The organism is Dyella kyungheensis (genome assembly GCF_049913195.1).
In the GTDB taxonomy this organism is placed as follows: Bacteria; Pseudomonadota; Gammaproteobacteria; order Xanthomonadales; family Rhodanobacteraceae; genus Dyella; species Dyella kyungheensis.
Map to the genome: position 1 here is coordinate 3,912,944 of NZ_CP183983.1, position 26,641 is coordinate 3,939,584.

Here is a 26,641-nt window from a genome sequence, read left to right on the forward strand (position 1 = left end):
CCGAAGCACTCACTCGAAGAACGCCAGTGCCGGCAGCAGGCGGCCAGGAATGCGCTGCTCCGCCGATGGCTGCAGCCATGGCTCCAGCGCCAGTTCCTTCGCATCGAGTTGCGGCAGGATCTCGCGGATGAAACGCGCGACCAGCGCGTCTTCCTGCCATTCCGAGCGCTGACTCAGCGCCAGCATCGCGGCACGTGCCTCGGCACCCTCACCGACGCATTCGAACGGCTTGTGATCCTGGTATTCCAAGAGGGCATCGAAACCGGGCGCCAGGTTTTCATCGTCCAGCAGATTGCGCCCAAAGATGGACAGCAGACGCGGCTTGGCGAGGAAAGGGGCGAGCGCGAGAAACACGAAGTGGCACTTCGGGCACTGCCCGCACCAGCGATCCGCCGGCTTGGGACCGAGGATCTTGAAGTTGCGGTTGCAGCTGGAGAACACGTCGAAATACGGCGTGAGCTTGGCGAACGCGCGCGTCACCGCCAATTCCGAGAACGGACGCAGCAAGGAGAAGTAAGCGAGATCCGCGGCGACGTGCCGCTGCAGCCATTCACCCAGCAACTGCTCGAACGCGTAGCCCTTGCTCCACTGATGATTCACCTGCTGGCCGTCGTACTCGAGCGTGGCCGCCGACGCGGAACGTTCGTTGGCAAAGGCGATGCTGTCGAAACCGTAGAGGATGGCCGCCAGCGAGAGGATGGCGGAGTTCACTGCAGTCACCGGGATATGGCCGTTCCACGCACCCAATCGATTGAGTTCGAACAGGCCCGGCGCCAGTTCGCGCTGGATGTTGAGCATGGGAAGCCCGGTGCGCTCGGCACACGCGGCGATCAAGGGCGAATTGCCGACCCACACCGCCGTGGCATCGCCACCAATGGACTTGATCGCTTCGACCGCGACCAGCGAGTCCTTGCCGCCGCCGATGGGCACGAGCGTGCGATGCGGCAGGCCCAGCGCCTTGGCCTCTGGCTGCTTCGCGCCGCCACGCGGGAAGTTGATGCGGCCGCGCAGATCCAAGCCGTTGCGATAGGCAAATTCGGCCAGGCCGTGCAGATAGAGCTCATCGAGCAGGCCTGCCGTGCTGTCATCCAGCGGACCACCCACGACCTCGATGCGCGGAGGCACCCCGGCCTTGTAGTAGCTCACGCCTGCAATGAGATGCAGCAGCTTCAACACCTTGTCGAAGGCCGCCTGGTGGCTGGCCGGGATGGCCGGCGCATGCGGGAAGCGCACGCGTTCGATCAGCTCCTCGCCGTGGTCGAAGGCATACACCAGCTCGGCCACGCCATCGGCATAGCTGCACCGCACGAAGCGGAATACCTGGGTCAGGCGGGGGTTGATGTTGATGGTCACTCTCAAGTCTCCGCGAGCGTTACTCCCTTTCCCCTTCGGGGAGAGGGTTGGGGTGAGGGGCCGGGCTAGCCAAAGCCTCCAAGATCATTTCGATCACCCCATCCAAATTCTTCAGTACGTCATTGTTCCAGAAACGCAGGACTCTGTAGCCCATCGCTTCCAGCTCCAGGGTTCGGAGTTCGTCGTAAATCACCTGCTCGCCATGTTGGCCACCGTCAAGCTCCACAATCAGGCCAGCATCTGGACAGACGAAATCGGCGATGTATCGACCAATTTCGTGCTGGCGTCGGAACTTCCAACCCTGAAGACGTCGGCTTCGCAAATGGTGCCAAAGCAATTGTTCGGCATCTGTCTGATCGACGCGCAGGCTGCGTGCTCTATCTACATTCAAACGCTTCATCCGTGAGCGTCCTTTTTGAAAGGTTACCGCGAGCACCCGCCCCTCACCCCGGCCCTCTCCCCGGAGGGGAGAGGGAGAAGTGTGGGACTGGGGCGTTATTCGAGGATGATCTCCTCCGCCTCATCGCGCAGGTTGTACGGCGAGGACATCACCTTGCCGTATGCACCCGCCTGGGCCACCAGCACCACATCACCTTCCTGGGGCTCCGGCAGGCGGCGATCCGTGCCCAGCACGTCGCCGCTTTCGCAGATCGGACCCACCACCTGGAACAGCGATGTCGCCGGCTCGTCCAGCCGCGTGAGATTCACGATCTCGTGCCAGGCCTCGTACAGCGCGGGGCGGATCAGGCTGTTCATGCCGGTGTCCACGCCGAGGTAGCGGATCTGCCCGTGGCCCTTGCCCTTGGTCTGGGTGACCTTGGTGATCAGCACGCCGGCATCGGCAACGAGATAACGGCCCGGCTCCATCCACAGCTTGTAGTGCGGATAGGCGGCCTTCACCTCGCGCAGCACCTTGTCGAGCGCGGCGATGTCCAGGCGCGCCTCACCGGGGTGGGACGGCACGCCGAGGCCGCCGCCAATGTCCAGGAAGGTGACGCTGCCGATGCGCTCGGCCAGACTGGCCAGCTGGCCATAGACCTCGCCCCAATGGCTGTCGTCCAGGATGCCCGAACCCAGATGGGCGTGCAGGCCGCGGACCGTAACGCCGTGGGCGTCGGCAAGACGCAGGAACGCATCCAGCTGTTCCACCGGCAGGCCGAACTTGCTGCCGCTGCCACCCGTGCGCACCTTTTCGTGATGACCCAGGCCGCGGCCCAGGTCCAGACGAAGCACCACTTCACGGCCACGGAACAGCTCGCCCCAGTTTTCCAGCTGATAGAGCGAATCCAGCGACAACGTGGCGCGCGTGGCAAGCGCCCACTCGTAGTCTTCGCGCGGCGCAAAGTTGGGCGTGAACAACAGCGGCGCCGATTCGGGCACGACCGCCATCACGGCCCTCAGTTCGCCCGGCGACACGCATTCGAAACCGAAACCCTCCTCGGCAAGCGCCTTGAGGATGGCCGGATGCGTATTGGCTTTCACCGCGTAATGCAGGCGATCCACCGCACCCAGCGTCTTGAGTTCGCGCGCCTGCTGGCGCACGGTGGGCAGATGGTAGACGTAGCGCGGCGTGGCGCCTGCGCCGATCTTCAACAGATCCGCACGGCGCTCTTCGCGCCACCACGACGCCGCCGGCAACACCACGTCGCCTGTTCCATACAGCGCCTGCCAGCTCGGCCCGAACAAGGCGCTGTCGTCGGTACGCAGGGCGCCCGCCGTGATCAGCAGTTCGTGCAGATGCGGCAGCAGTTCGTCGACGACGTTTTCGTCCACCACGAAGGTGAGGTTCAAGTTGTTGGACGACTGCGAAATCATGTGCACGCGCAGCTGGCCGAACTCGGCCAGCACGCTGGACAGCGTATGCAGCATCGAACGCATGCCGCGGCCCACCAGCGTAATCGCCGCGCACGGCGCAATCACCTTCACGCGGCAGACCTTGGCCAGGTCGCTGGCCAGCGCAGCAAGCGCATCGGAATCGAGCAGATTCTCGGTGGGATCGAGCGACACCGTCACGTTGGTCTCGGCCGAACCGATCATGTCCACCGACAGGCCGTGCTGTTTGAATTGCGCGAACACGTCGGCGAGAAAGCCGACCTGCTGCCACATGCCGACCGATTCCATCGACACCAGCGTGATGCCTTTGCGTGCGCTGATGGCCTTGACGCTGGGTGCGTGCTCACGCACCTCGGGGCCGATCAGCGTGCCCTCCAGCTCGGGCCGATTGGTGTCCTTGATCAACAAGGGCACGCGCGGCTCGCGCAGCGGCGACAGGCAGCGTGGATGCAGCACCTTGGCGCCCGTCGATGCGATTTCCTGGGCTTCCTCGTAATCCAGGCGCTGCAACAGACGCGCGCTGGGCACCTGGCGGGGATTGGCGGTGAACATGCCGGCCACGTCGGTCCAGATTTCCACCCTCTGCGCTTTCAGCAGGGCACCGAAATACGACGCCGAGGTGTCCGAGCCGCCGCGGCCGAGCAGCACCGTGCGGCCCTGCGCTTCACGCGCAATGAAACCCTGCGTGATGAACACCTCGCCCAGCGCCGCAAGACGCGCATTGAGCGCCGGATCGGGTTTGGTTTCCACCATCGCCGAAAGCAGCTTGGTGCGCTCGTTCTGGTTGGGCAGCGCAATCGCCGCCAGGCAGTCGCGTGCATCGACCCATTGTGTATCCAGTCCGCTATGGGTGAGGAACGCCGAACCCAGCGCGCTGGACATCAGCTCGCCATGCGCCTGCACACGCGCCGACCAGGCCAGCTCGCCCAACAGCGACGGGCCGTCTACGGCCAACTGCGCGAGTTCGGCGAGGCGAGCGCCGAGGGTGTCCGGAACCGCCAGCTGCATGTGACCGAGCAAGTCGTAGTGACGCTGCTCGATCGCCTTGGCAGCCTCGATGCGTTTGCCCTTGTCTTCCTGTGCGCACAGTTGTTTGAGTGCGTCGGTGATGCCGGAGAGCGCCGAAACGACAACCAGCACACGGGCGCCTTCGGCGCGGCGGCTGGCTACCAGCTCCAGAATGTTCTGCCAGCGCGGCAGGGTGGCGACACTGGTGCCGCCAAACTTCATCACGATCCAGGGAGCGTCGTTGGTGAGCGACGCGGGGCTTTGCGGGTTCACGAGTACCTTCGGTGGTGGTTGGGAAAGACAATCCGGTGAGTGTTGCGCCGCAGCAGGAGGAATGCAACCACTCAAAAAGGCAGGCGTTTGGATGGCTAAATGCGGAGAGGTTTCGGAGTACCGCAGTCCGCTCCCCTCCCCTGCGGGAGAGGGTTGGGGTGAGGGGCCAATCCAGCCTCGGTTTCTAGCCGAGCGAGAGTTCAAGTTAGCAACGTTCGGGCGAGCACCCGCCCCTCATCCCGGCCTTCTCCCCGGAGGGAGAAGGAGAGGTGCGGTGTTACGCGACGACCACGGGAATCTTGCCAATCCGCCCCTGCCATTCCTTCGGCCCCGTCTGATGCACGGATGTACCAGCGGAATCCACCGCCACGGTCACCGGCATGTCCTCAACCGTGAACTCATAGATCGCCTCCATGCCCAGATCGGCAAAACCGACCACACGCGATGCCTTGATCGCCTTGGACACCAGATACGCCGCGCCACCGACGGCCATCAGATACACCGACTGATGCTGCTTGATCGCCTCGATCGCCGCCGGACCGCGCTCGGCCTTGCCGACCATGCCCAACAAACCGGTCTGCGCCAACACCTGCTCGGTGAACTTGTCCATGCGCGTGGCGGTGGTGGGACCGGCCGGGCCCACCACTTCGTCGCGCACCGGATCGACCGGGCCCACGTAGTAGATGAAGCGATTCTTGAAATCGACCGGCAACGGCTCGCCCTTGTTGAGCATGTCGACCATGCGCTTGTGCGCGGCGTCGCGGCCGGTGAGCAGCTTGCCGTTGAGCAGCAGCACTTCACCCGGCTTCCAACTGGCGACGTCTTCGCGAGTGACGGTGTCGAGATTCACGCGACGACCCTTGCTCGAGTCATAGGTGAGCTTGGGCCAGTCTTCCAGCGACGGCGGATCGAGCGCGACCGGGCCCGAGCCATCCAGCGTGAAGTGCGCATGGCGCGTGGCGGCGCAGTTGGGGATCAGCGCCACCGGCAGGTTCGCCGCGTGGGTCGGGTAATCCTTGATCTTGATGTCGAGCACGGTGGTAAGGCCACCCAGGCCCTGCGCACCGATGCCCAGCGCGTTGACCTTCTCGTACAACTCGACGCGCAGTTCCTCGATGCGGTTCTGCGGGCCGCGGGCGATCAGCTCCTGGATGTCGATGTGCTCCATCAACGATTCCTTGGCCAGCAGCATTGCCTTCTCGGCCGTGCCGCCGATGCCGATGCCGAGCATGCCTGGCGGGCACCAGCCGGCGCCCATGGTCGGCACGGTCTTGAGCACCCAGTCCACGATGGAATCGGACGGATTCAACATCGCGAACTTGGACTTGGCCTCCGAGCCACCGCCCTTCGCTGCCACGATCAGCTCGACGGTGTCGCCCGGCACGATGGAGACGTTGATCACCGCCGGCGTATTGTCCTTGGTGTTGCTGCGCTTGCCGGCCGGATCGGCCAGTACGCTGGCGCGCAGCTTGTTGTCCGGGTCGTTGTACGCGCGGCGCACGCCCTCGTTCACCATGTCATCGAGCGACATGGTGGCGTCCCAGCGCACGTTCATGCCCACTTTCAGGAATACGGTGACGATGCCGGTGTCCTGGCACAGCGGGCGATGGCCCTCGGCGGCCATGCGCGAGTTGATCAGGATCTGCGCCATCGCGTCTTTCGCGGCCGGCGACTCCTCGCGCTCATAGGCAGCGGCGAGGTTCTTGATGTAGTCGACGGGATGGTAGTAGCTGATGTACTGCAGGGCGTCGGCGACGGACTGGATCAAATCGTCTTGCTTGATGGTGGTCATGGCGGCTGCTTCGACTCCGGGGGATCAGGGCGTCGAAAACGGGGATGTCCACGACGCACAACCCTCCTATTGTGCCGCAAATGGCTCTCGAGCCCTGCAAGTGCCCGCAAGCCTTTCTTTTTCGAGCCAAATGCGCTGGCCAGAGGGTCAGTCGACTAGGCCATAAGTTGTAGGCGCAATAAGTTGCGCCACCAAATCCAGTGCTCGCCTCGTTATCGCAATTTTTTACGCAACGGCGCTCACTTTCCGGATGCGGCTAGCAGCGCTAATTTCCCCGGACCAGCGCGGATGTATTTCCAGGGGGCGGGCTGGGATTTTGGGGAAAGCGATTACGTCCGTTTTACGGCCACGCTGAGAGGCGCGGCGGCGCGCAGGGGCGTCGTCGATGCGCAGCGTCGGCTGTATCTACCCTGGAGAAACAACATGCTCTCGACGTTGCATCGCAAGTCGCTCGCGGTCTCTCTCGGCCTTCTGCTCTTTGGTGGCGCTACTTCGGTAGCGATGGCCGCGGGCAGTCAGTCACCGGCCGATCTCGGTCCTAGCAATACGAACACGAAAGTGAATGTCACGCTGGTGCTGGGACTTCGCAATCAGGACGCGTTGGAAAGCCTTGTCTACAGCACGGTGACCCAGGGTAGTCCGTCCTACCACCGCTTCCTCACCACCGCGCAGTTCGCGGATCGCTTCGGCGCCACGGCCGCCGACATCGCCAAGGTACAGGCCTTCGTCAAGCAGCAAGGGCTGACCCAGGTCGAACTGCTGCCCAATCATCTGGCGCTCAAGGTGAGCGGCACGATCGGGCAGTTCAACCAGGCCTTCCAGACGTCCATCCACGATTACCGCAACGCCGACGGCACGACCTACCATCGTCCGAACGCGACGCCGAAATTGCCGTCGACGCTGTCGAGCACGCTGGTCGTGGCCTCGGGCCTCAGCTCGGAAGCGAAGTATCGCTCGCACCGCGTTTCCTCCTTCAGCTCGACCTCACCCGCCGCGGCCGCCACCATGAGTCCGATGGCCAAGACCGCGGCGGCACCCGCTCCGGCGGCGCCCGCCTGCACGGGCAACCCGACCGCCACCTGCACGCCCGGTGCGTTCACCGTGGGCGACGTGGCCAACCGCTACAACATCAATCCGCTGTACAAAGCGGGCGTGAACGGCAAGGGTTCCACCATCGGCATCGCCACGCTGGCGAACTTCCTGCCGGCAGACGCCTATGCGTACTGGAGCGCCATCGGCCTGCCGGTGAAGCCCAATCGCATCACCCAGGTGCATGTGGACGGCGGCGGACCGCTGGGCAGCGTGGAAGGCTCGGGCGAAACCTCGCTGGATGTGGAGCAGTCCGGCGGTCTGGCGCCGTGGGCGGACATCATCGTCTATGACGCGCCGAACACCGACGCGGGCTTCTTCGATGTGTTCAACCAGGCCGTGTCCGACAACAAGGTCGACAGCCTGTCGGTGAGCTGGGGCCAGCCGGAAATCCTGTATTTCCCGCAGACCGAAGGCGGCGTCGACTACACCGACGAGTTGCGCGCCTTCCACCAGGTGTTCCTGGAAGCCGCGGTCCAGGGCATCTCGATGTTCGCCACCTCGGGCGACTCGGGTGCCTACGACACCGTGCGCGGGTTCGGCGGTTCGCTGACCGATCCGGTACCCCCGCCGCTCACCGCGGACGCCCCGGGATCCGACCCGTTCATCACCACGGCGGGCGGCACCACGGTGCCCTGGAGCTTCAGCTTCAGCGGCGGCCCGAAGGCCTCGATCACGCAGGAGAGCGTCTGGGGCTGGGATTACATCTCCAGCTACTTCCAGAAGAACTTCGGCGTGGACATCACCGACGAAGTGTTCTCGGTCGGTGCGGGCGGCGGCGTGAGCGTGTTCTGGCCGTTGCCGACCTACCAGGCGTTCACCCCGGGCATCCGCAAGAGCGAGAAGAAGCAGACCTGGTTGCTCCCGCAGTTCGACATCAACTACACGTTGCCGGCGAACTTCAAGGGTCGCAACGTGCCGGACATCTCGTTGAACGCCGACCCGGAAACGGGCTATGCGTTCGTGTCGTCGGAAGACGGCAGCGGCGTGCTGACCGGACAAGGCGGCACCAGCTTCGTGGCGCCGCAGCTCAACGGCATTTCCGCGCTGCTGACGCAGGCCACGCATGGCCGGCAAGGCCTGTGGAACCCGCAGCTGTATGCGTTCCAGAACATCTTCCGCTACGGCGCCTTCTCGCCGTTCAACGACGTCAAGGCGGGCGACAACTGGTTCTACAAGGGTGTCTCCGGGTATGAACCCGGCGCGGGCCTGGGCACGCTCAACGTGACCAACCTGGCGTTGTTCATGACGGTGTTCTGATGATCGGCAGCTGATTGTCGACGAAGGGCCGGCCCATGCCGGCCCTTCCTTTTTCAGCGGGTCCCCGCAAGGGCTTGCTGCCGGCGTCCCCAGTTGCCATGCTCGCTGCACTTTCCGGCAGCGAAGCATTCATGAGCGAAACCTCGACGTCCGGCGGCTACGTCCGTCGCCTCCGCCCGTGGGACGCGGCCATGATCGTGGTCGGCGGCATCATCGGCGGCGGCATTTTTCTCAATCCGTACGTCGTGGCGATGCGTACATCGTCGGGTTTGTCGCTGCTGCTGATGTGGATCGGCGCGGGCCTGCTGACCCTGATCGGCGCACTCTGCTATGCGGAACTCGGTGCGCGGCGTCCGCATGCCGGCGGCAGCTACGTGTACCTGCGCGAGGCGTTTGGCCCACTGGCCGGATTCCTGTTCGGCTGGAGCATGTTGCTGGTGATCTATTCGGGATCGACGGCGGCGGTGGCCACCATTTTCGCCAGCTATGCCGCTTCCCTGTTCGGCCTGCCCGCCAGCGCCGCCACGCCGCTGGCCATCGGCGCGCTGGTCTTCGTGGCGCTGATCAACCTGTTCGGGCTGCGCCTGGGCGCCCAGGTGCAGAACCTGTTCACCTTGCTCAAGCTGCTGGCGGTGGCGGTGCTGGTGGTCTGTGGCCTGTTCCTGGCCGGCGTGAGCGGTCACGGCATGCTGGCCACCGATCCACAGACAGCGGACGTGGGTTTCATGGGCGCCGCGCTGCCGGTGCTGTTTGCCTATTCCGGCTTCACCTATCTCAACAATCTCGCGGGCGAGGTCAGCGAGCCGCAACGCACCCTGCCCCGCGCCTTGTTCATCGGCATGCTGCTGGTCATTGCGGCCTACGCGCTGGTCAACCTGGCCTATCTCGCCGTGCTGGGCCACGCCGGGCTTGCCGCCAGCCGCGCGCCGGCCGCCGATGTGATGCAGCGTGTCTTCGGCACGGCAGGGGCCAAGCTGATCGCGGTCGGCGTGGCGATTTCGGCATTGGGTTTCTGCAACATCACTCTGGTGGCGGGCGCCCGCGTGCTGCAGGTGATGGGCGAAGACGGCTTGTTCTTCCGCAGCGTGGCCCGGCTGCATCCGAAGCACCGCACGCCCAATGTCGCGCTGTTGCTGCTCTCGGGCTGGGCGATCGTGCTGGTATGGTCGGGCAGTTACGGCCAGCTGCTCGATTACGCCACTTTTGGCGATTGGCTCGCCTGCGCCTTTGGCGTCGGCACATTGTTCTGGTATCGCCGCCGCGAAGGCGATCAGGCCAGCTTCCGCGTACCCGGCTACCCGCTGCTGCCGCTGATCTTCATCGCCACCATCGGCCTGGTGATGGTGCAGAGCCTGCGCACCAGCCCCCTGAACACCGGTATCGGCCTGCTGATCATGGCCGCTGGCATCCCGGTTTACCTGGTGTGGCGACGCCTGTTCAGCCGGGTTACCTCCTAAGCATCCCTCTGCGATGCCACAATGAGCGGATATCCGAAGGAGCTCTCAGGCGATGGCGCAGGCGCAAGACCAGTTACCGACACCCGGAACTAGCAACACCATCGTGCCCGAGAAGGTGCGCGAGGGAGTCGACCTGGAGATCAACGGCAGGAGCTATCGCCACACCGGTGACGACCAGATGCCCTTGCTGTGGTATCTGCGCGATGTGCTGCGCCTCACCGGCACCAAGTACAGCGGCGAACATGGCGAAGGCGGCTACGACCTGGTGCTGGTCGACGGCAAGCTCGCCTCAGCCACCAGCCTGCCGGTGGCCAAGCTGGCCGGCAAGACGGTGACTACCGTCGAGGGCCTGGCCGCTGCCGACGGCACGCTGCATCCGCTGCAGCAGGCGTTCGTGGACGAAGACGCCATCGGCTGCGGCTATTGCACGCCCGGCTGGCTGATGGCTTCGCTCGATCTGCTCAATCGTCACTCGCAACCGAGCGACAACGACATCGACCTGTTGCCCAACCTCTGCCGCTGCGGCTGCCAGACCCGTGTGCGCCGCGCCATCAAGCGCGTCGCCAAGGGAGCCCACGCATGAGCCACGCGAACGACAACACCGTGCCGCTTTCGCGTCGCCGTTTCCTCAAGGTGCTCGCGGGCACGGCCGGCGCGTTGATCGTGGGCATTCCCTTCGTGGATGCCGTCGACGCCGCCGACGTGCCGGTGCCCGCCGCCATGCTGGGCGACACGCTGTACGGCCTGGGCGCCTATGTGCGCATCGATGCGGACGGCAACATCGTGATCGGCGTGCGCGATCCGGATACCGGCACGGGCACCTCCACCTCGCTCGCTCGCATCATCGCCGACGAACTCGATGCGGACTGGACGCGGGTCAGCGTGGTTTCGCTCGGCCTTGGGGTGGAAGACGACAACGGCCAGCCGCGCTGGATCTACGGCCATCAGACCAGTGGCCTGGGCGATTCCATTCCCGCGGCCTGGGCCGATCTTCGCGGTGCCGGCGCACTCGCACGTTGGCTGCTGATGCAGGCCGCGGCGCGTCGCCTTGGCGTTCCCGCCGATCGCCTGCGGTGCGAAGAAGGCAGCGTGGTTGCCCCGGACGGCCGCCGCTTCGGCTACGGCTCGCTGGCCGATGCCGCCGCCAAGATCGCGCCGCCCACTACGCCTGTGCCGCCCAAGTCGCCGGAGCATTACACGCTGATCGGCCAAGGCGCAGGCGATATCGATGCGCGCGCCATCGTCACCGGCCAGGCGCCGTACGCACTCGACAGCTACACCGCCGAAGCACTGATTGCCGTGTTGTCGCATTGCCCCTGGCCCGACGGCAGCGTGGAAAGCCTCGACACCACCGAAACCTTGAAAGTGAAGGGCGTGGTGAAGGTGCTGCAGATCAAACCCGAGGCGGGCATTCCGCTCGGCCAGACCGTGCGCTCGCCGGCCGTCGCCGTGCTGGCGGAAAACACCTGGGCCGCGCTGCAGGGCCGCGCCAAGCTCAAGCTGCAGTGGAAGGCCGGCGCGCAGAGCGAAAGCAGCGCCTGGTTCGAGCAGCAGGCCGCCGACGTCGTCAATGACAAGAACGCCCAGCCCGCGATGCGCGTGCGCAACGACGGCGATATCGATGCGGTCGCCAGGAAAGCCGCTCGCCGCGTCGAGGCGACCTATGTGCAACCGTGGCTGGCCCATGCCACGCCCGAGCCGATGAACTGCCTGGCGCGGATCGACAAGGACGCTGCCGTGCTCGTGGTGCCCACGCAGGCACCGCAGCAGGCGTGGAAAGTGGTGCAGCGACTCACCGGCCTCGCGCCGGCGCAGATCGAGATCCGCGTGCCGCGCGTCGGCGGTGGCTACGGCCGTCGCCTGGACCACGATTATGTGGCCGAAGCCGTGATGCTCGCCAAGGCGGTCGAAAAGCCGGTCAAGCTGATGTGGACGCGCGACGAGGACATGACGCAGGACTACTACCGCTCGGCCACGGTGCACAAGTTCAGCGCCACGCTCGACGGCAAGCGGCAGGTCACCAGCTGGAATCAGCGCATGGCCAGTGCGTCCGCGCTGGCGCAGCGTGGCGTTCCCGACAATCGCCTGTGGACGTCCGAAGTGGATGCCCACCAGCTGCCGGCCGGCCTGGTGCCGAACCTGCGCAACGACTGGTATTCGCTGCCGTCGGCGATGTTGCGCGGCCCCTCGCGCGGCATGCCGCACGTCAACAACGCGTTCGCCGTCGAAAGCTTCGTCGATGAAATCGCGCAGTCGCTGAAGGAAGATCCGCTGGTCACGCGCCTGCGCCTGCTCGGCGAACCGCGCCAGATCCCGCTGGGCGACGGTCGCACGCTCGATACCGCGCGCCTGATCAACGTGCTCAAGCTGGTCGCCGACCGCATCGAGTGGAAGAACTGGTTGCGCACGGTGAATGGCCTGGGCATCGCCTGCTGGCACGTCGATGGTGCGTACGTGGCACATGCGGTGGAAACATCGCTGCAGGGCAACAAGCTCAACATCGAACGCGTCGTGTGCGCGGTCGACGTGGGCCGCGTGATCAACCCGACCGGCCTCGAAGGCCAGGTCGCCGGCGCCACGCTCGATGCGCTCTCCACCGCACTGAACCTGTCGGTGAGCTACAAGGACAGCGAAGTGCAGCAGCGCGGCTGGAAGGACTATCCGCTGGCTAGCATGGCGCAGCTGCCGGATACCACCGAAGTGATCATCGTGCCCGGCGACCGCGATCCCACCGGCGCAAGCTTCCTGGGCATGCCTACGGCGGCACCGGCGCTGGCCAATGCGGTGTTCCGGGTCAGCGCCGTGCGCGTGCGTCGTTTGCCGCTGCTGAAGGAAATGCTGCGCATGCTGTAACCGGCAGGGCGCAGGCCCTGCCCCGCACATCGGGCAAGGCCCGGATGTGCAGACAGCTTTGTGAGGAATGCGTGTACAAATCTGGGGCATTCTGCCCCGGGGATTTGAGTAATTTCACGGACGCGCAGCCTTTCGTTCTGCCTTAGGATGCCCTGAACCGGCGCTACTTCAAGTAACGCCGTTTTCTTGCGCGGGGGTGGGAATGCACCGTTGGTTCGCGTTGATCGCCTTGCTGTGCCTGTGCGTCGTCATGCCGGCCTGGGCGCAGTCCGCGCCGGCACCGGCACGATGCATCGGTCTCGTGCTCGGCGGCGGTGGCGCACGCGGCGCCGCGCACATCGGCGTGCTCGAAGTGCTCGAACGCGAGCACATTCCCGTCTGTCGCATTTCCGGCACCAGCATGGGTTCGATCGTGGGCGGCATGTATGCGGCGGGTTATTCGCCGCAGGAAATGCACCAGATCATCACCACGCTGGACTGGAACGACCTGTTCTCCGACAACCCCGCACGCGGTGAAATGCCGATGCGCCGAAAGGATGCGGACTACCGCTATCTGCTCAATTTCGAGGTGGGCTACAAGAAGGGGCGCATCATCACGCCGGCCGGCGTGGTGCAAGGACAGAAGCTGCTGCTGTTGTTGCGCCGCCTGCTGATTTCCACCTGGGACGTGCACGACTTCGACCAGTTGTCGATTCCGTTCCGCGCGGTGGCCACCGACATCGTGGCGGGCAAGCCGGTGGTGTTCGGTTCGGGCGACCTGGCCTTGTCGATCCGCTCCAGCATGTCGGTGCCCGGTGCCTTCGCGCCCACCAACGTGGACGATCAGTTGCTGGTCGACGGCGGCTTGATGGACAACGTTCCGATGGACGTGGCGCGCAGCATGGGTGCCACCCAGTTGATCGTGGTGAACGTGGGCTCGCCGCTGGCGGTGCGCGAGGAGTTGAGCAATCCCGTAGCCGTGCTCAACCAGATGGTGAGTGCGTTGATGGAGGAAAAGACCCAGCGCCAGCTCGCCACGCTCGGGCCGAACGACATCCTGATCACGCCGCCGCTCGGCAACATCACCGCAGCCGAGTTCAACCGCGGCCCCGAGGCGATCGCCATCGGCCGTGCGGCCGCGGAAGCGGCGCTGCCCCGGCTGAAGGCCCTGTCGGTCGCCCCGGATGAGTGGGCGCAGTTCGAAGCCCAGCATCGCCAGCGCCAGTTCGATCCAGGGCTGGTGGCCTTCCTCAAGGTCGATGCCAAACACACGGACACGGCGGAGTTCGTCGATCAGCGCCTGGCCAAGGACGTGGGCGAGCCGTTCGATCCGAAGAAGCTGGAAGAGCAGATCGGCAGCATCTACGGGCGCGGCAATTACCAACAGATCGACTATCGCCTGCAGCAGCAGGGCAACGATCGCGGCTTGCTGATCATTCCGCGCGACAAGCCGTGGGGACCGGTCTACGGCAAGATCGGTTTCGAGTTGGACGACGATTTTGCCGGTCGCAGCGAATACCTCCTCTCCGGCGAGATCACCGCCACCAATATCAACACGCTCGGCGCGGAATGGCGCAGCACCCTGTGGGCCGGCCGCATCGGCGGCGCCGCCACCGAGTTCTACCAGCCGTTCTGGCAAGGCGCGGGCGGCTATGTGATGCCTTATGCGCTGCTGCGCAACGAGGACTACCCGGTATTCACCAGCGACGGCGATCGGCAGCTGGCCGAGTACCGCATCAAGCGTCGTTACCTGGGCGTCGAGACCGGTTGGTCGCCCTCGACCTATTGGCGTGTGCTCACCGCCTTCCAGCGCGGGCGCGACAGCGGCGACCTGCGCATTGGCAGCCCCACCGAATTTCCACCCAGCCAGACGGCCGAATACTCGATGGCCAAGGTCGGCATCGACTGGGACAGCCTCGACAACGCGCAATTCCCCTCGCGCGGCGCGCATATCAACCTCGACTACGAGTGGTACCGGCCGTGGCTGGGCGGCAACGTGAATGCGGATGTGGTCAAGCTCAATGCCGATTGGGTGCCGGACTTCGGCATGGCCGACAGCCGATATCACCTGCTGCTGGGCCTGCGCGCGTCCAGCACGCTCAACAACGAGAATTTCTTCGAGACCCAGGGCTTTCTGGGTGGCTTCCTCGATCTGTCCGGTTACCCCGAGCGTTCGTTGAACGGCAACCAGTCGGCGTTGGCGCGCGCGGTGCTGTACCGGCGCACCGGCAAGATGGATGCGCTGTTCTCCACGCCCATCTACATCGGCGCCAGCCTGGAAGCGGGTAATACCTGGCAGAGCAAGAGCCAGGTGCGGCTCGATTCGCTGATCTATGCGAGCAGCCTGTTCCTGGGCATCCAGACGCCGCTGGGGCCGCTGTTCCTGGGCTACGGCTATGCCCAGGGCGGCCACAACTCGGTCTACCTCACCTTCGGCTCGCTGTTGCGGCCGTCGCCCTGATCCGATGAAGAAGGCGTGCAGCGGTTATCGCGAAGTCTGCACGATCGCCGCCGCACAATCGCGCTGCCCCCACCCGTCGGGGTGGGCCTTTCACCAGGAGCCATCGCCATGAAAGCGTTGCGTCTGCTCGTCATCGTTGCCGGCCTCGTGCTGAGTGCGTGTTCCACCATCAGCATCACCAACCAGTGGCGCGATCCGTCGTGGCCGGGACCGCCGGCATCCCATGTAGTGGTGGTGGGCATTTCGCGCAGCGACGCGATGCGCCACATCTTCGAAGACACCTTCTCGCAGCAGCTGCAGGCGGCAGGCATCCAGGCCGCACCCAGCTATACGCAGATTCCCGCGGGCACCACCGGCGCGATCGGACTGCGCGACCTGGTCAAATCCAGCGGCGCACAAGCCGTGCTGGTGACCCGCGTGCAGCGCGTGGAGCAGCGTGTGAGCGTGACGCCCAGCGGGCCGATGTACGGCGGCTTCTACGGTTGGTACGGCGGCGCGTGGGCCTCGGTACCCGACGTGCAGCAATACGACGTGGTAACGCTGGAGACCAGCGTGTGGGATCCGCGCACGGAAAAACTGGTGTGGACGGTGACCACCGAAGGCATCGGCAGCAACAACATTCCCAAGGCCACCACCGAACTGGCACAGACGCTGATCCCGAAACTCAAGACCGACGGCATCCTGCGCTGAGCGAGACAAGGACTGCGTGGGTGACGGCACCCACGCAGACACCTGGCGGCGTTGCCGGTCGGCTCAGTGGAACTGATCGCTCGCCGGAATCCAGCTACTGCTGCTGCGCGCGGGGCCGGTGGGAAGGGTCACGTCCGCAGGGCAGTTCGGCGGCATCGGGCCGCCGGCCACGCGCGCGGCGGCGCACTCGGCGCTGTTGTCGAGCTTCACCGTGGCCACCGCAGGCGCGGCAGTGACGGGCGCGGGCGGCACCAGCGGATTGGTCGGCGCCAGCTTCATCCGCTCGTAGACCACATCGTCCACCGGCTGCGGCGGCGGATCGCCGCTGCCGCAACCGAATAGGGCCATCGGCAACAGCGGCATCACCACGCATTCCACGCGCACGCCGCGGGGCAGATGGAAGGTGTGGCGCATGGTGGTCTTCTCCACCGCGTGACGCAGCGCGGTGTCGATCGAGCTTTCGCCCTCGGGTGTCCAGTCCTTTTCGAATCGCGTCGGCGCATAGCCGATGTTGGGCGTGCCATGCGACATCACTTCAGTATTGCCGTGCGGCTTGAGCTGCACGTAGGTGCCGACGACGCCTTCCTGCCCGCCCTTCCCTTCCTTGCCGCCCTTGCCCTGGCTCGTGCCGTTGCCCTGACCGGGCGGCAACGAGAGGTTGAGTCCCTTGCCGCCGGCCACATTCGGCGATTGGTTCACGCCATTGGCCTGGCCGGGCGAGCCGGTGCGGCTGCCCTGCGGCGTGGCGTTCGGCGCACTGCTTTCGCCGCTCTCGCTGGACGAGGGGTTCGACTCGCTGCTGGCCGTGTTCGACGCCGCGCTGGCGGCGCTCTGCGTCGACGCGCTGGCTGCCGACGAGGGCGCTGCGTTCTGGGTGGGCGTCGCTTCCGAGGGCGTCTCGGACAACTGCGGCCGTTCGATCGATGGCGCGTTGTCCAGCGCGATCGCCTTGGGCGCCGCCACTTCCAGGCGCGGCGCCTGCGGGCGCTCCAGCGATGGCTGCGGATTGGGCGGCAATGGCACGGCTTCCAGTTGCGGCTCTTCCGCGACACGGATGGCCGGCGATTGGATGCTCGGCTGTTCGCGCGGCACCACCGGGGCCACCGGATGGTCCTGCGGCTGCAGGTTCACGGTGGGCGCGGCCTGCGCCGGCAAGGGCACGGACTGAAGCTCCGGCTCGGGTGGCGATGCCGGCGCCTCGGGGCGTGGCACCGGCGCGATGCTGGGCGGCGCGATCGCGGGCACGGCCTTGTCCATCGCGATGCTGGGCGGCGTCACCACCGGCGCGGATTGCGGCGGCACCTCCACAACGGCCAGCGACGCCGGCGGCTGCACCGGCTGGTTGCCTTCCGCCTGCGGCTTGCGAATGGGTTCGGGCTGGAACTTCGGTGGCGCGGGCTTATCGACGGCCGGCGTCTCCAGGGTCACCTGCGGCGGCTCTGCTGCGGCGACCACGGGTTGCAGTTGTTCGGCGGGTGCGGGTTTGGGCAGCGTCACTGGCGGAAGCGGCGCGGCGGTGATTTCCGGCTTGGGCGCCGCGGACCTGGGTACGTCGGTGACCACCGGCGTCTGCAGCGCCGGTACCGTCACCGGCGTCAGCTCGTTGTTGGTGCGCGTGGAGGAGCGACTCTGCCGCGCCGTGCGCGGTGCGTTGCTCGCATTGCCCTTGTGCACCGGCCCGACCTGCTTGGGCGGCGTACCGCGCACCGGCGGTGGCGGCGGGGGTTCTTCCTTGGGCTTCTCGATCAGGCGCACGACCAGCGGCGGCGTCTCGTCGTTGGGCTCATCGAGTTCGTAGGCCGGACCCAGGATGATGCCGACCAGGAAAGCGAGGTGCACGAACAGCGCGCCGACCAGCGCCACGATGCGCAGCCAGCGATCGCGTGGCCGCTCGGCGCGGCGCCGACGATAGACGGCCGCACCCTCCGCCGCCGACTTGGGCGATGGAAGCGTCACTGTCAGCCGGCCCGCGGATTCCCTCTCCATGGGGGAAGTGTAACGGGCACCGATGAGGTTCTGAAAAGTCCCTCGCGCGCACGCCTCAATGGCCGTCCTGCTTCGCGGGATGCGCGGCCCGTTCCTGCATCTCGGCGTCGACCGAACGCGTGGGCGTATCGACCGGACAGCCATACGGCAGCGGCTTCTCGGCGCGATAGATGGCGATGCACTCTTCCACGCTCACCGTCTTGGGCGGCGGCGAACCGGGCGCCAGCTGGTTGGCCGGGGCCATGTTCATGCGCATGTCGCCGTCGTTGGACGGTGGCGGTGGCGGCGGATCGCCACCGCAGCCGCCGCCCAGCGCCAGCAGCGAAACGGAACAGTGGATGCGTACGCCGGGAGCGATGTGGAAAGTGTGCGAGACAGTGCTCTTGTCCACGCCTTTCTTCAGCGCATCGTCGACCGAGCTGCCACCGCCCTTCTGCCAGTCCTTCTCGAAGCGCGTGGCTTTGTAGGGCACGCTGGTGGTGTGCTGCATGATGTTCGAATCGCCCTGCGGCATTTTCTGCACGTAGCCCGCTTCCGGCGCAGGCTGCGCCGTGCTGGCGATGGCGGGAAGTACCGCCTGGCCGGCGTCGTTGTAGAGGTCCGGCTGCGGCGAAGGCGGACTGGAGGTGGCCGGCGCTGGCGGTTCCGGCGGAAGACTGACGGTCATGGCGTTCTTTGCCGGTGCTTCATGCACGACCGGCTTGTTCACCGGGCGCGGCGGCGGCGCGGGCTCCGGTGGCGGCGGAGGCAGCAACTCGGGCGGGGCCGCCGGTCCGGCGGGCGTGGCCGCTCGCGGAATCAGCCGCACCTGCAGCGCGCCGGTGCGTGCTTCCTCGGCCCGTTCCGCTGCTTTCTTCAATTGCATTTCATGCCAGGTGAGCCAGCCGAAAAAGACGTGCAGGGCCAGCACGATGCCCAGGGCCAGCCAGCGACGCCCGCGGTTGGGCGGTGCCTTTCGCCAGCGCAGCTGGTGCAGCATTGCGCGCGTGGGTCCATCGAGAGGCGTCAGCCCGCGCGAATGCGGATCCGGCGACGTCCAGCGATGGTGTTCGACCTGCTCGGTGTGCTCGATGGGATTCTCGTTCGACATACGGGGAAAGCCGGCCGCCGCTCCGGGCCGGCCAGGCAGGGTGGAGACCCGTGGAAGCGCCAAGGGTTCCCGCGCCGATTCCACCGCCCTCATCGCACTGCAACTTGACCCCGGCGCGCATTGGCGAAAATCTAGACAGACGGCCACCCGGCCGTACCCGCCATGACCGCCCCCGCGTCCTGCACGCCTGGACGACCATGACGGCCCGCCATCGTCAGCCGCTTGCGCGGCTTCGTGCGGCGCCGCAGGTCACGTCGGCACGAACCCGCGCCCAGCCATGGGAGGGTCGCATCGTGTCGTACAACACGGAAAACATCCGCAACATCGCACTCGCCGGTCATGCCGGCGTCGGCAAGACCACGCTGTTCGAAGCCCTGCTGCATGCGGGCGGCGTCATCCAGACCCAGGGGTCGGTGGAGCGCGGCACCACCCAGTCCGATACCGACGAACAGGAAAAGGCGCGCGGCCATTCGATCGACACCGCCATCGCGGGCATCCCGTTCGGCCACTGCCACATCAACCTCATCGACACGGCGGGCTACGCCGATTTCCGCGGCCCCACCCTGTCCGCCTTCGCCGCCGTGGAAACCGCGGCCATCGTGGTCAATGCCAGCAACGGCATCGAGTACGGCACCCGCCGCATCATGGAACGCGCCGCCGAACGCCGGCTCGCGCGCGTGCTGGTGATCAACAAGATCGATTGCGACGTGGCCCGGCTGGGTCCCCTGGTCGAGGCGTTGCGCGAGGAATTCGGCACCCAATGCCTGCCGGTGAACCTGCCTGCCGAGGGCGGCACGAAAGTGCTCGACTGCTTTTTCCACAGCGAAGGAGCCACCGATTTCTCCTCGCTGGCCGACGCGCACCAGCGCATCCTCGACCAGGTGGTGGAGATCAACGAAACGGTGATGGGGCATTACCTCGACTCCGGCGAAGGCGACCTCACGCCGGCCGAATTGCACGATGCCTTCGAGCAATGCCTGCGCGAAGGCCACCTCATACCGATCTGCTTCGTCAGCGCGCGCACCGGCGCCGGCGTCAAGGAATTCCTGGAACTGGCCGAACGCCTGCTGCCCAATCCGGCCGAAGGCAACGCACCGCCGTTCCTCAATGGCGAGGACGAGGCGATCACCGTCAATGCCGATCCCAAGCAACACGTGATCGCCGACGTGTTCAAGATCGTCAACGATCCCTTCGTCGGCAAGCTCAGCGTGTTCCGCGTGTGGCAAGGCACGGTGAAGCGCGACACGCAGTTGTTCATCGACGACAACAAGAAGCCGTTCAAGGTGGGACACCTGTTCCGCCTGCGCGGCAAGACGCACGAGGAAATCGACCAGGCCATTCCCGGCGACATCGTGGCGGTGGCGAAAGTGGAGGAAATCCATTTCGACGCGGTGCTGCACGACTCGCACGAGGAAGACCGCATCCACCTGGCACCGATCCGTTTTCCGCAACCGATGTTCGGCCTGGCGCTGGAGCCCAAGCACAAGGGACAGGAACAGAAACTCTCGCAGGCGATCGGCCGCCTCGCCGAGGAAGACCCCTGCTTCCGCGTCGAGCATCACAAGGAACTCAACGAGACGGTGGTGCGCGGGCTCTCGGATCTGCACCTGAAAATCATGCTGGAGCGCATGAAGGACCGCTACAGCGTGGAAGTGACCACCCACCCGCCGCGCATTGCCTATCGCGAGACCATTGCCGGACGTGCGGAAGGCCATCATCGCCACAAGAAGCAGACCGGCGGCGCGGGACAGTTCGGCGAGGTGTTCCTTCGCGTCGAACCGCTCGATCGCGGCGCTGGGTTCGAGTTCGTCGACGCGGTCAAGGGCGGCGTGATTCCGGGACAGTTCCTGCCGGCGATCGAGAAAGGCGTACGGCAGGCGCTGGAAGCCGGCGCCGTGGCCGGTTATCCGATTCAGGACGTGCGCGTCACCGTCTACGACGGCAAGTACCATCCGGTCGACTCCAAGGAAGTGGCCTTCATCAGTGCCGGAAAAAAAGCGTTCCTGGATGCGGTCGGCAAGGCGCGGCCGATCGTGCTGGAGCCCATCGTGGACGTGGAAGTGGCGATTCCCGAAGCGAACGTGGGCGACGTCACCGGCGGGCTCGCGGGCAAGCGCGCGCGCATCATGGGCACCGATTCGCTGCGTGGCGGCGAGCTGGTGATCAAGGCGCAGGCGCCGCTGGCCGAACTCACCGACTATCCCACCGAACTGAAGGCGATGACCGGTGGCCGCGGCCGCTACAGCCTCGATCTCAGTCACTACGAACCGGTGCCTCCGCCGGTGCAGAAGCAACTGGCCGAGGCCTGGAAACCGCATCTGGACGAGGACTGACCGGCGGGCCGCCGGCATGGGCGCGACCGCAGTGGTGCCCATGCCGACGCGTACCCTTGAGGCGCCGCCATCACGCCGCATGTGAATAATGGAAACGCGCCGACACTGGCGGCGCTGGAGGCATGTGATGAGCCGCTCCTTCGTGAAGGATGCGGACGAATCCGTCGGCGAACGGCTGCCGGAGATCCCGCTGAGCGAACACCCCAACTACGTGACGCCGCGCGGACTGGCGCAGCTGCGTGCGCGCCTCGTCGCGCTGCGCGAACGACGCGACACCCTGCGCGCCGCCGCCGATACTTTGCCGCAACAACGCGAACTCGCCGAGGTGGAACGCGAACTGCGCTGGCTCACCACCCGCGTCGGCAGCGCCATCGAGATCGAGCCGGCGCAGCAGCCGCGAGACCGCGTGGCGTTCGGCGCCGCGGTGACGGTGGACAGCGAGGAAGGCGAAGCGCGCTACCGCATCGTCGGCGAGGACGAGGCCGACGTGGAGCACGGTCTGGTGAGTTACGTCTCGCCGCTGGCCAAGGCCCTGCTCGGCGCACGGGTGGGTGACGAGGTGACCTGGCAGCGGCCGGCCGGCGACCTGGTGATCGAGCTGACCGGCATCGACTATCCCGAGGACGACTGAGAACTCAGGTCACCTTGTGGGAGCGCACTTGTGCGCGACAGGCGGTCATGAGTCTTCACGGCAGCTGCTCGCGATAACCGTAAACAGGGCTACCGCCAACCTCTGCGGTCGCGCACAAGTACGCTCCCACAGGTTCCTCGCAAGGTCGAACTCAGCGCTTGCCCTTCAACAACGTGCCGCTGCACTTGGGCGAACCGCACAGGCACTGCCACAGCTTCTTCAGGCGTGCGGTGTGCGGCACGTCCAGCGTGATGCCGTAGTCGTAGGTCAGCTCTTCGCCGGGCTTAATGTTGCGGATCGCTTCGATCAGCACGCGATCCTTGCGCGGATTGCCGTTCGCGCTCTCTTCGATCACCGCCTGGCAGTTCGGGTCGCAGCTGTGATTGATCCAGCGCGCCGTATTGCCCTTGCGATTGGCATCGATCAGGAAATCGTCGTTGAGCGTGAACAGGAAGGTATGCCCGGTTTCGCCGCCATCGCCGTACAGCACATCGGCCTCGGCGTGGCTCATCAGGGTGCCCTTGTATTCGACGATTTCCTCGCCCTTCTTGATCGGGGCCACGGCGAACACGCCATTGCCATGGATGGGAGAGCGGCGGGCAACGATACGTCGGGTCATGGGCAGCGTGTGGTGAGGGATGAACTCGCGATGATGCCTGCTGCGTTGCGCAATGGGAACCTCCTGCCGGTACGCGCATCGCCCGTCCAGGCGTCATCGCACTCGGCCTGAGATCAATTTCCACGCAGGCAGCCATGGACAGAGGCCGAGGTGCTCCTGCTAAGATTCAAACAATCGTTTGAGGTGCCTTCCATGAAACGACTGCTCGGCTGTGTGGCGCTGCTCGTGCTGGTAGTGGGTCTGGTGGCTTGCGGGCCGCCGAAGAAGAGCGTGTTTCCGCCGACCGTGAGCATCCAGGAGATGGCCACCCGGCCCGACGGCCAGTGGCGCCTGACCCTGCGCATCCAGAACAACAGCTACGGCTCGATGGACTTCCACTCGCTCGACGGCCAGCTGCAGATCGCCGAACTCGTGCCGGTGCGCCTGCATGCCCGCTTCGATCTCGACATCCCTCCGTTCGCCGCCGACGTCACCCAGCTCGACCTGCTGCCCACGCCCGAGATGAGCGCCGCGCTCAAGGCCGCCGCGGTCAAGGGCAGCGCGGGCAGCGTGCCGTACAACGTGACCGGCACGGCCAACGCCAAGCCCGAGCAGGAAAAGGACAACCGCGATTTCAGTTTCCACGGCAATGACTGGCTGTCGCCGGTGCCGGGAATCCCCAATACCTGGCGCTGATCTCAGCGCTTGCATGACCCACGAAGGAACATCGCCATGACGATCTACAAGGCCCCCCTCGACGACCAGCGTTACACCCTCTTCGACGTGCTCGGCGCAGAAGCCGTGCTGACCAAGCTGCAGGGTGGCGAAGGCCACACGCGCGACCTGTTGGACGCCGTGCTCGAGGAAGCCGGTCGCCTGAGCGAAGCCGTGCTGGCTCCGGTCAACGCCAGCGGCGATGAGGAAGGCTGCCGCTTCGACAAGGCCACGCATGCCGTGACCACGCCCAAGGGCTTCAAGGAAGCGTTCAAGGCGTTCGCCGAAGGCGGCTGGACCGGCCTGACCCAGGCCGAGCACTTCGGCGGCCAGGCGCTGCCGAACGTGATGGGCACCGCCACCACCGAGATCTTCCAGTCGGGCAACCTGGCGTGGAGCCTGTATCCGCTGTTGTCCGAGGGCGCCTGCCACGCGATGGAAGTGCACGGCACCGAGGCGCAACAGACCACCTACCTGAAGCCCATCGTGGAAGGCCGCTGGACCGGCACCATGTGCCTGACCGAGCCGCAGGCGGGTTCCGACCTGGGCTTGCTCAAGACCCGCGCCGAACCGGGCGAGAATGGCAGCTACAAGATCACCGGCACCAAGATCTTCATCAGCGCCGGCGAGCATGACCTGGCCGAGAACATCATCCACCTCGTGCTCGCCCGCCTGCCCGACGCGCCGGCCGGCAGCCGCGGCATTTCGATGTTCATCGTGCCCAAGTTCAAGGTGAAGGCCGATGGTTCGCTGGGCGAGCGCAACGCGGTCGCCGCCGGTGCCATCGAGCACAAGATGGGCCTGCGCGGTTCGGCTACCTGCGTGATGAACTTCGACGCCGCCGAGGGTTACCTGATCGGCGCGCCGCACAAGGGCCTGGCCGCCATGTTCACCATGATGAATGCCGCACGCCTGGGCGTGGGCGTGCAAGGCCTGGCGCTGTCCGAGCGCGCGCTGCAGAACAGCTTGAACTACGCACGCGAGCGCCTGCAGGGCCGCTCGCTGTCGGGTCCGAAGTTCCCGCAGAAGCCGGCCGACAACCTGATGGTGCAGCCGGATGTGCGCCGCATGCTGCTGACCCAGCGGGCCATCGTGGAAGCCTCGCGCGCCCTGCTGCTGTACACCGCGCTGCAGACCGACGTGGAAGCGCGCGGCGCCGACGAAGCCACCCGCAAGCAGGCCAGCGACCTGGTCGCGTTCCTGATCCCGATCGCCAAGGGCGTGGTGACCGAGCTGGCGCAGGAGTGCACCAAGGAAGCGCTGCAGGTCTACGGCGGCCACGGCTACATCGCCGAGAACGGCGTGGAGCAGTTCGTGCGCGACGCCCGCATCATCACGCTGTACGAAGGCACCACCGGCATCCAGGCGGCCGACCTGCTGGGCCGCAAGATCCTCCAGCTGCAGGGCGCCGGCTTCAAGCTGTTCCTGCAGGAAATCCAGGCCTTCTGCCAGCAGCATGCGCAGGACGCCGCGCTGGCCGGACTGATCGGCCCGCTCGCCAGGTACGCCAAGGAATGGGCGGAGCTCACCACCACGCTCGCCCAGCGCGTGCAGGCCAACCCGGAGGAACTGGGCGCCGCGGCGATGGATTACCTCTACTACTCCGGCTACATCGCCCTGGCCTACATGTCGGCACGCGGCGTCGCCGCGCTGGCCAACAGCAGCCAGCAGGAAGCGTTCAAGCAGGCCAAGCGCGACACCGCCGCGTTCTACTTCGCCCGCCTGCTGCCGCGCAGCCTCACCCACAAGGCCGCCATCGAGGCGGGCGTGGATACGATCCCCGCCATCGCTTGATGTAGTGCTCTCACAAGGCCCCTCCGCGACGGAGGGGCCTTTTTTTGTGGGCGTGCACTTTTTGTGAGGAGCTTTTCTGCGGAAGCGCACTCGTGCGCGACAGACCCTGCGGGAAGGCCTGTCGCGCACAAGCGCTCCCACATATACCTCCCGTATACAAAGGGGTTTTTCACGCTTTCGGGACTACCGTCTCCACGCGGCTGGGTGTAGAAACGACGCACTTCTCTCGCTGCCGGTTGCACCCGCATGAGTGACGCCACCTATCTGATCCGCCTGGCCGAGGACGATGACGACTTCATCCTCGGCCTGGTGCCCCGCTTCGTGGACTTCAGCTTGCCGCCGTGGCGGCGCCGCCACGAATGCATCGAAGGCATCCGCAAAGACCTCAGCCGCCATCTGGACGAACAACCGGCCAACAGTTTCCTGTTCGTGGCCGAGGACGACGACGGCGAGCCGGTCGGTTTCATCCACCTGCAGAAGACCCAGGACTATTTCACCGGCCGCAGCAATTGCCACATCTCCGACATTGCCGTGGCGCCGCAGCACGAAGGTCGCGGCGTCGGCCGCGTGCTGCTGGAACATGCCGAGAACTGGGCGCGCGAACATCGTTGCCAGCTGATGACGCTGGCGGTTTTTCCGGGCAACGAGCGCGCCCGCGCCGTGTATGAGAGCGCTGGCTACGCGCTTGACCTGCTGCGCCTGGCCAAACCTGTCCGCTGAGTCGGGAGTCCGTCATGAACGATCCACTGCACACGGTTCGATTTCCCGGCGAAAGCCACGCCTATCGCGTCGCACGCGACCGGCTGTTGCAGGCGGAAATCGAATTGCGGCGCCAGACCGAAGCCACCGCCGCCTTGCGGCGCGCGTTGCCGCTGGGCGGCGCGATTCCCGTGGATTACGAATTCGACGACGAAGGCGACACGCCGCTGACCACTGGCGTCGCGCGCAAGACGCGCCTGTCGGAACTGTTCGCCGACGGCAAGGACACGCTGGTGGTCTACAGCTACATGTTCGGGCCGGCGATGTCTGCGCCGTGCCCGTCGTGCTCGTCGATTCTCGATGCGCTCGATGGCGAGATGCCGCATCTGCGTCAGCGCGCCAACGTGGCCGTGGTGGCCAAATCGCCGATCCAGCGCATCCGCCGTTTCGCGCAGCAACGCGGCTGGCGGCAGCTGCATCTGCTGTCGTCCGAACACACCACGTACAACGCCGATTACCAGGGCGAAACCGCCGAGGGCCGGCAGATGCCGGCGCTCAACGTGTTTCTCAAACGCGACGGGCAGGTCCATCACACCTGGTGCAGCGAGCTGATGTTCGTGCCGCCGGAAGCCGGGCAGGATCCGCGTCACGTCGATCCGATCTGGCCGCTGTGGAACCTGCTCGATTGCCTGCCCGAAGGGCGTGGCGGCGATTGGCGGCCCAGCCTGACCTACGACAAGTGAGCCGC

At 65.9% G+C, this 26,641-nt stretch carries 19 protein-coding genes; 12 read left to right on the plus strand and 7 right to left on the minus strand.

Features of this window, described 5'->3' with window-relative positions; all coding sequences use genetic code 11:
• Positions 1–9: 9 nt before the first annotated feature.
• From murL to ACN9MB_RS17790, 4 genes are all read right to left on the minus strand, one after another.
• Positions 10–1,353, minus strand: coding sequence for a UDP-N-acetyl-alpha-D-muramoyl-L-alanyl-L-glutamate epimerase (gene murL / locus ACN9MB_RS17775; RefSeq protein ID WP_426269750.1), 1,344 nt, complete (start codon positions 1,351–1,353; stop codon positions 10–12).
• 19 nt (positions 1,354–1,372) lie between these two features.
• Complete coding sequence (locus tag ACN9MB_RS17780; RefSeq protein WP_426269751.1) at positions 1,373–1,753, minus strand: endonuclease domain-containing protein; 381 nt, start codon at positions 1,751–1,753, stop codon at positions 1,373–1,375.
• A 95-nt stretch (positions 1,754–1,848) separates the two neighbouring features.
• The gene (locus ACN9MB_RS17785) at positions 1,849–4,416 is read right to left on the minus strand and encodes a bifunctional aspartate kinase/diaminopimelate decarboxylase (RefSeq protein ID WP_426271942.1); all 2,568 of its coding nucleotides are present in this window, start codon (positions 4,414–4,416) and stop codon (positions 1,849–1,851) included.
• A gap of 328 nt (positions 4,417–4,744) precedes the next feature.
• The gene (locus ACN9MB_RS17790; protein WP_426269752.1) at positions 4,745–6,259 is read right to left on the minus strand and encodes a fumarate hydratase; all 1,515 of its coding nucleotides are present in this window, start codon (positions 6,257–6,259) and stop codon (positions 4,745–4,747) included.
• Between the two features lie 423 nt (positions 6,260–6,682).
• On the opposite strand from ACN9MB_RS17790, the gene ACN9MB_RS17795 reads away from it, so the two are divergent.
• The 6 genes from ACN9MB_RS17795 to ACN9MB_RS17820 all read left to right on the plus strand — a co-directional run bounded on the left by ACN9MB_RS17795 (position 6,683) and on the right by ACN9MB_RS17820 (position 16,048).
• Positions 6,683–8,608 carry a S53 family peptidase gene (locus ACN9MB_RS17795; protein ID WP_204636998.1) on the plus strand — a complete coding sequence of 642 codons (1,926 nt, stop codon included), beginning with the start codon at positions 6,683–6,685 and terminating at the stop codon, positions 8,606–8,608.
• 131 nt (positions 8,609–8,739) lie between these two features.
• A complete protein-coding gene (locus tag ACN9MB_RS17800; protein ID WP_204636999.1) occupies positions 8,740–10,065 on the plus strand; it encodes an APC family permease in 1,326 nt (441 codons plus the stop codon).
• A 52-nt stretch (positions 10,066–10,117) separates the two neighbouring features.
• Complete coding sequence (locus ACN9MB_RS17805; RefSeq protein ID WP_426269753.1) at positions 10,118–10,648, plus strand: (2Fe-2S)-binding protein; 531 nt, start codon at positions 10,118–10,120, stop codon at positions 10,646–10,648.
• Positions 10,645–12,918, plus strand: coding sequence for a molybdopterin cofactor-binding domain-containing protein (locus tag ACN9MB_RS17810; protein ID WP_426269754.1), 2,274 nt, complete (start codon positions 10,645–10,647; stop codon positions 12,916–12,918). The genes ACN9MB_RS17805 and ACN9MB_RS17810 overlap by 4 nt, the downstream gene beginning before the upstream one ends.
• 202 nt (positions 12,919–13,120) lie before the next feature.
• Entirely contained in the window at positions 13,121–15,358 is a 2,238-nt protein-coding gene (locus tag ACN9MB_RS17815; RefSeq protein ID WP_426269755.1) for a patatin-like phospholipase family protein, read from the plus strand.
• A gap of 108 nt (positions 15,359–15,466) precedes the next feature.
• Entirely contained in the window at positions 15,467–16,048 is a 582-nt protein-coding gene (locus ACN9MB_RS17820; RefSeq protein ID WP_204637003.1) for a DUF4136 domain-containing protein, read from the plus strand.
• A gap of 63 nt (positions 16,049–16,111) precedes the next feature.
• Here ACN9MB_RS17820 and ACN9MB_RS17825 read toward each other — a convergent pair whose 3' ends face one another.
• Together ACN9MB_RS17825 and ACN9MB_RS17830 are read right to left on the minus strand one after the other, a co-directional pair.
• Positions 16,112–18,004 (minus strand): hypothetical protein, encoded by a 1,893-nt coding sequence (locus tag ACN9MB_RS17825; protein ID WP_426269756.1) that lies wholly within the window; start codon positions 18,002–18,004, stop codon positions 16,112–16,114.
• Positions 18,005–18,089: 85 nt separating this feature from the next.
• A complete protein-coding gene (locus ACN9MB_RS17830) occupies positions 18,090–19,124 on the minus strand; it encodes a hypothetical protein (RefSeq protein WP_426269757.1) in 1,035 nt (344 codons plus the stop codon).
• A gap of 293 nt (positions 19,125–19,417) precedes the next feature.
• On the opposite strand from ACN9MB_RS17830, the gene fusA reads away from it, so the two are divergent.
• Both fusA and ACN9MB_RS17840 read left to right on the plus strand, forming a co-directional pair.
• Entirely contained in the window at positions 19,418–21,457 is a 2,040-nt protein-coding gene (fusA, locus tag ACN9MB_RS17835; RefSeq protein WP_426271943.1) for an elongation factor G, read from the plus strand.
• 127 nt (positions 21,458–21,584) lie between these two features.
• A complete protein-coding gene (locus ACN9MB_RS17840) occupies positions 21,585–22,088 on the plus strand; it encodes a GreA/GreB family elongation factor (protein WP_426269758.1) in 504 nt (167 codons plus the stop codon).
• A 151-nt stretch (positions 22,089–22,239) separates the two neighbouring features.
• On the opposite strand, the gene ACN9MB_RS17845 is transcribed toward ACN9MB_RS17840, so the two are convergent.
• On the minus strand, positions 22,240–22,707 hold the full coding sequence (locus ACN9MB_RS17845; protein WP_204637006.1) for an SET domain-containing protein: 468 nt from the start codon (positions 22,705–22,707) through the stop codon (positions 22,240–22,242).
• 192 nt (positions 22,708–22,899) lie between these two features.
• On the opposite strand from ACN9MB_RS17845, the gene ACN9MB_RS17850 reads away from it, so the two are divergent.
• The 4 genes from ACN9MB_RS17850 (at position 22,900) to ACN9MB_RS17865 (ending at position 26,636) form a co-directional block, all read left to right on the plus strand.
• Positions 22,900–23,382, plus strand: a complete 483-nt coding sequence (locus ACN9MB_RS17850; RefSeq protein WP_204637007.1) for a hypothetical protein — start codon at positions 22,900–22,902, stop codon at positions 23,380–23,382.
• 36 nt (positions 23,383–23,418) lie between these two features.
• Positions 23,419–25,194 carry an acyl-CoA dehydrogenase C-terminal domain-containing protein gene (locus ACN9MB_RS17855; RefSeq protein WP_426269759.1) on the plus strand — a complete coding sequence of 592 codons (1,776 nt, stop codon included), beginning with the start codon at positions 23,419–23,421 and terminating at the stop codon, positions 25,192–25,194.
• A 246-nt stretch (positions 25,195–25,440) separates the two neighbouring features.
• On the plus strand, positions 25,441–25,914 hold the full coding sequence (locus ACN9MB_RS17860) for a GNAT family N-acetyltransferase (protein WP_204637009.1): 474 nt from the start codon (positions 25,441–25,443) through the stop codon (positions 25,912–25,914).
• Between the two features lie 14 nt (positions 25,915–25,928).
• Positions 25,929–26,636: a DUF899 family protein gene (locus ACN9MB_RS17865; protein ID WP_426269760.1), complete on the plus strand. Its 708-nt coding sequence runs from the start codon at positions 25,929–25,931 to the stop codon at positions 26,634–26,636.
• Positions 26,637–26,641 lie beyond the last annotated feature (5 nt).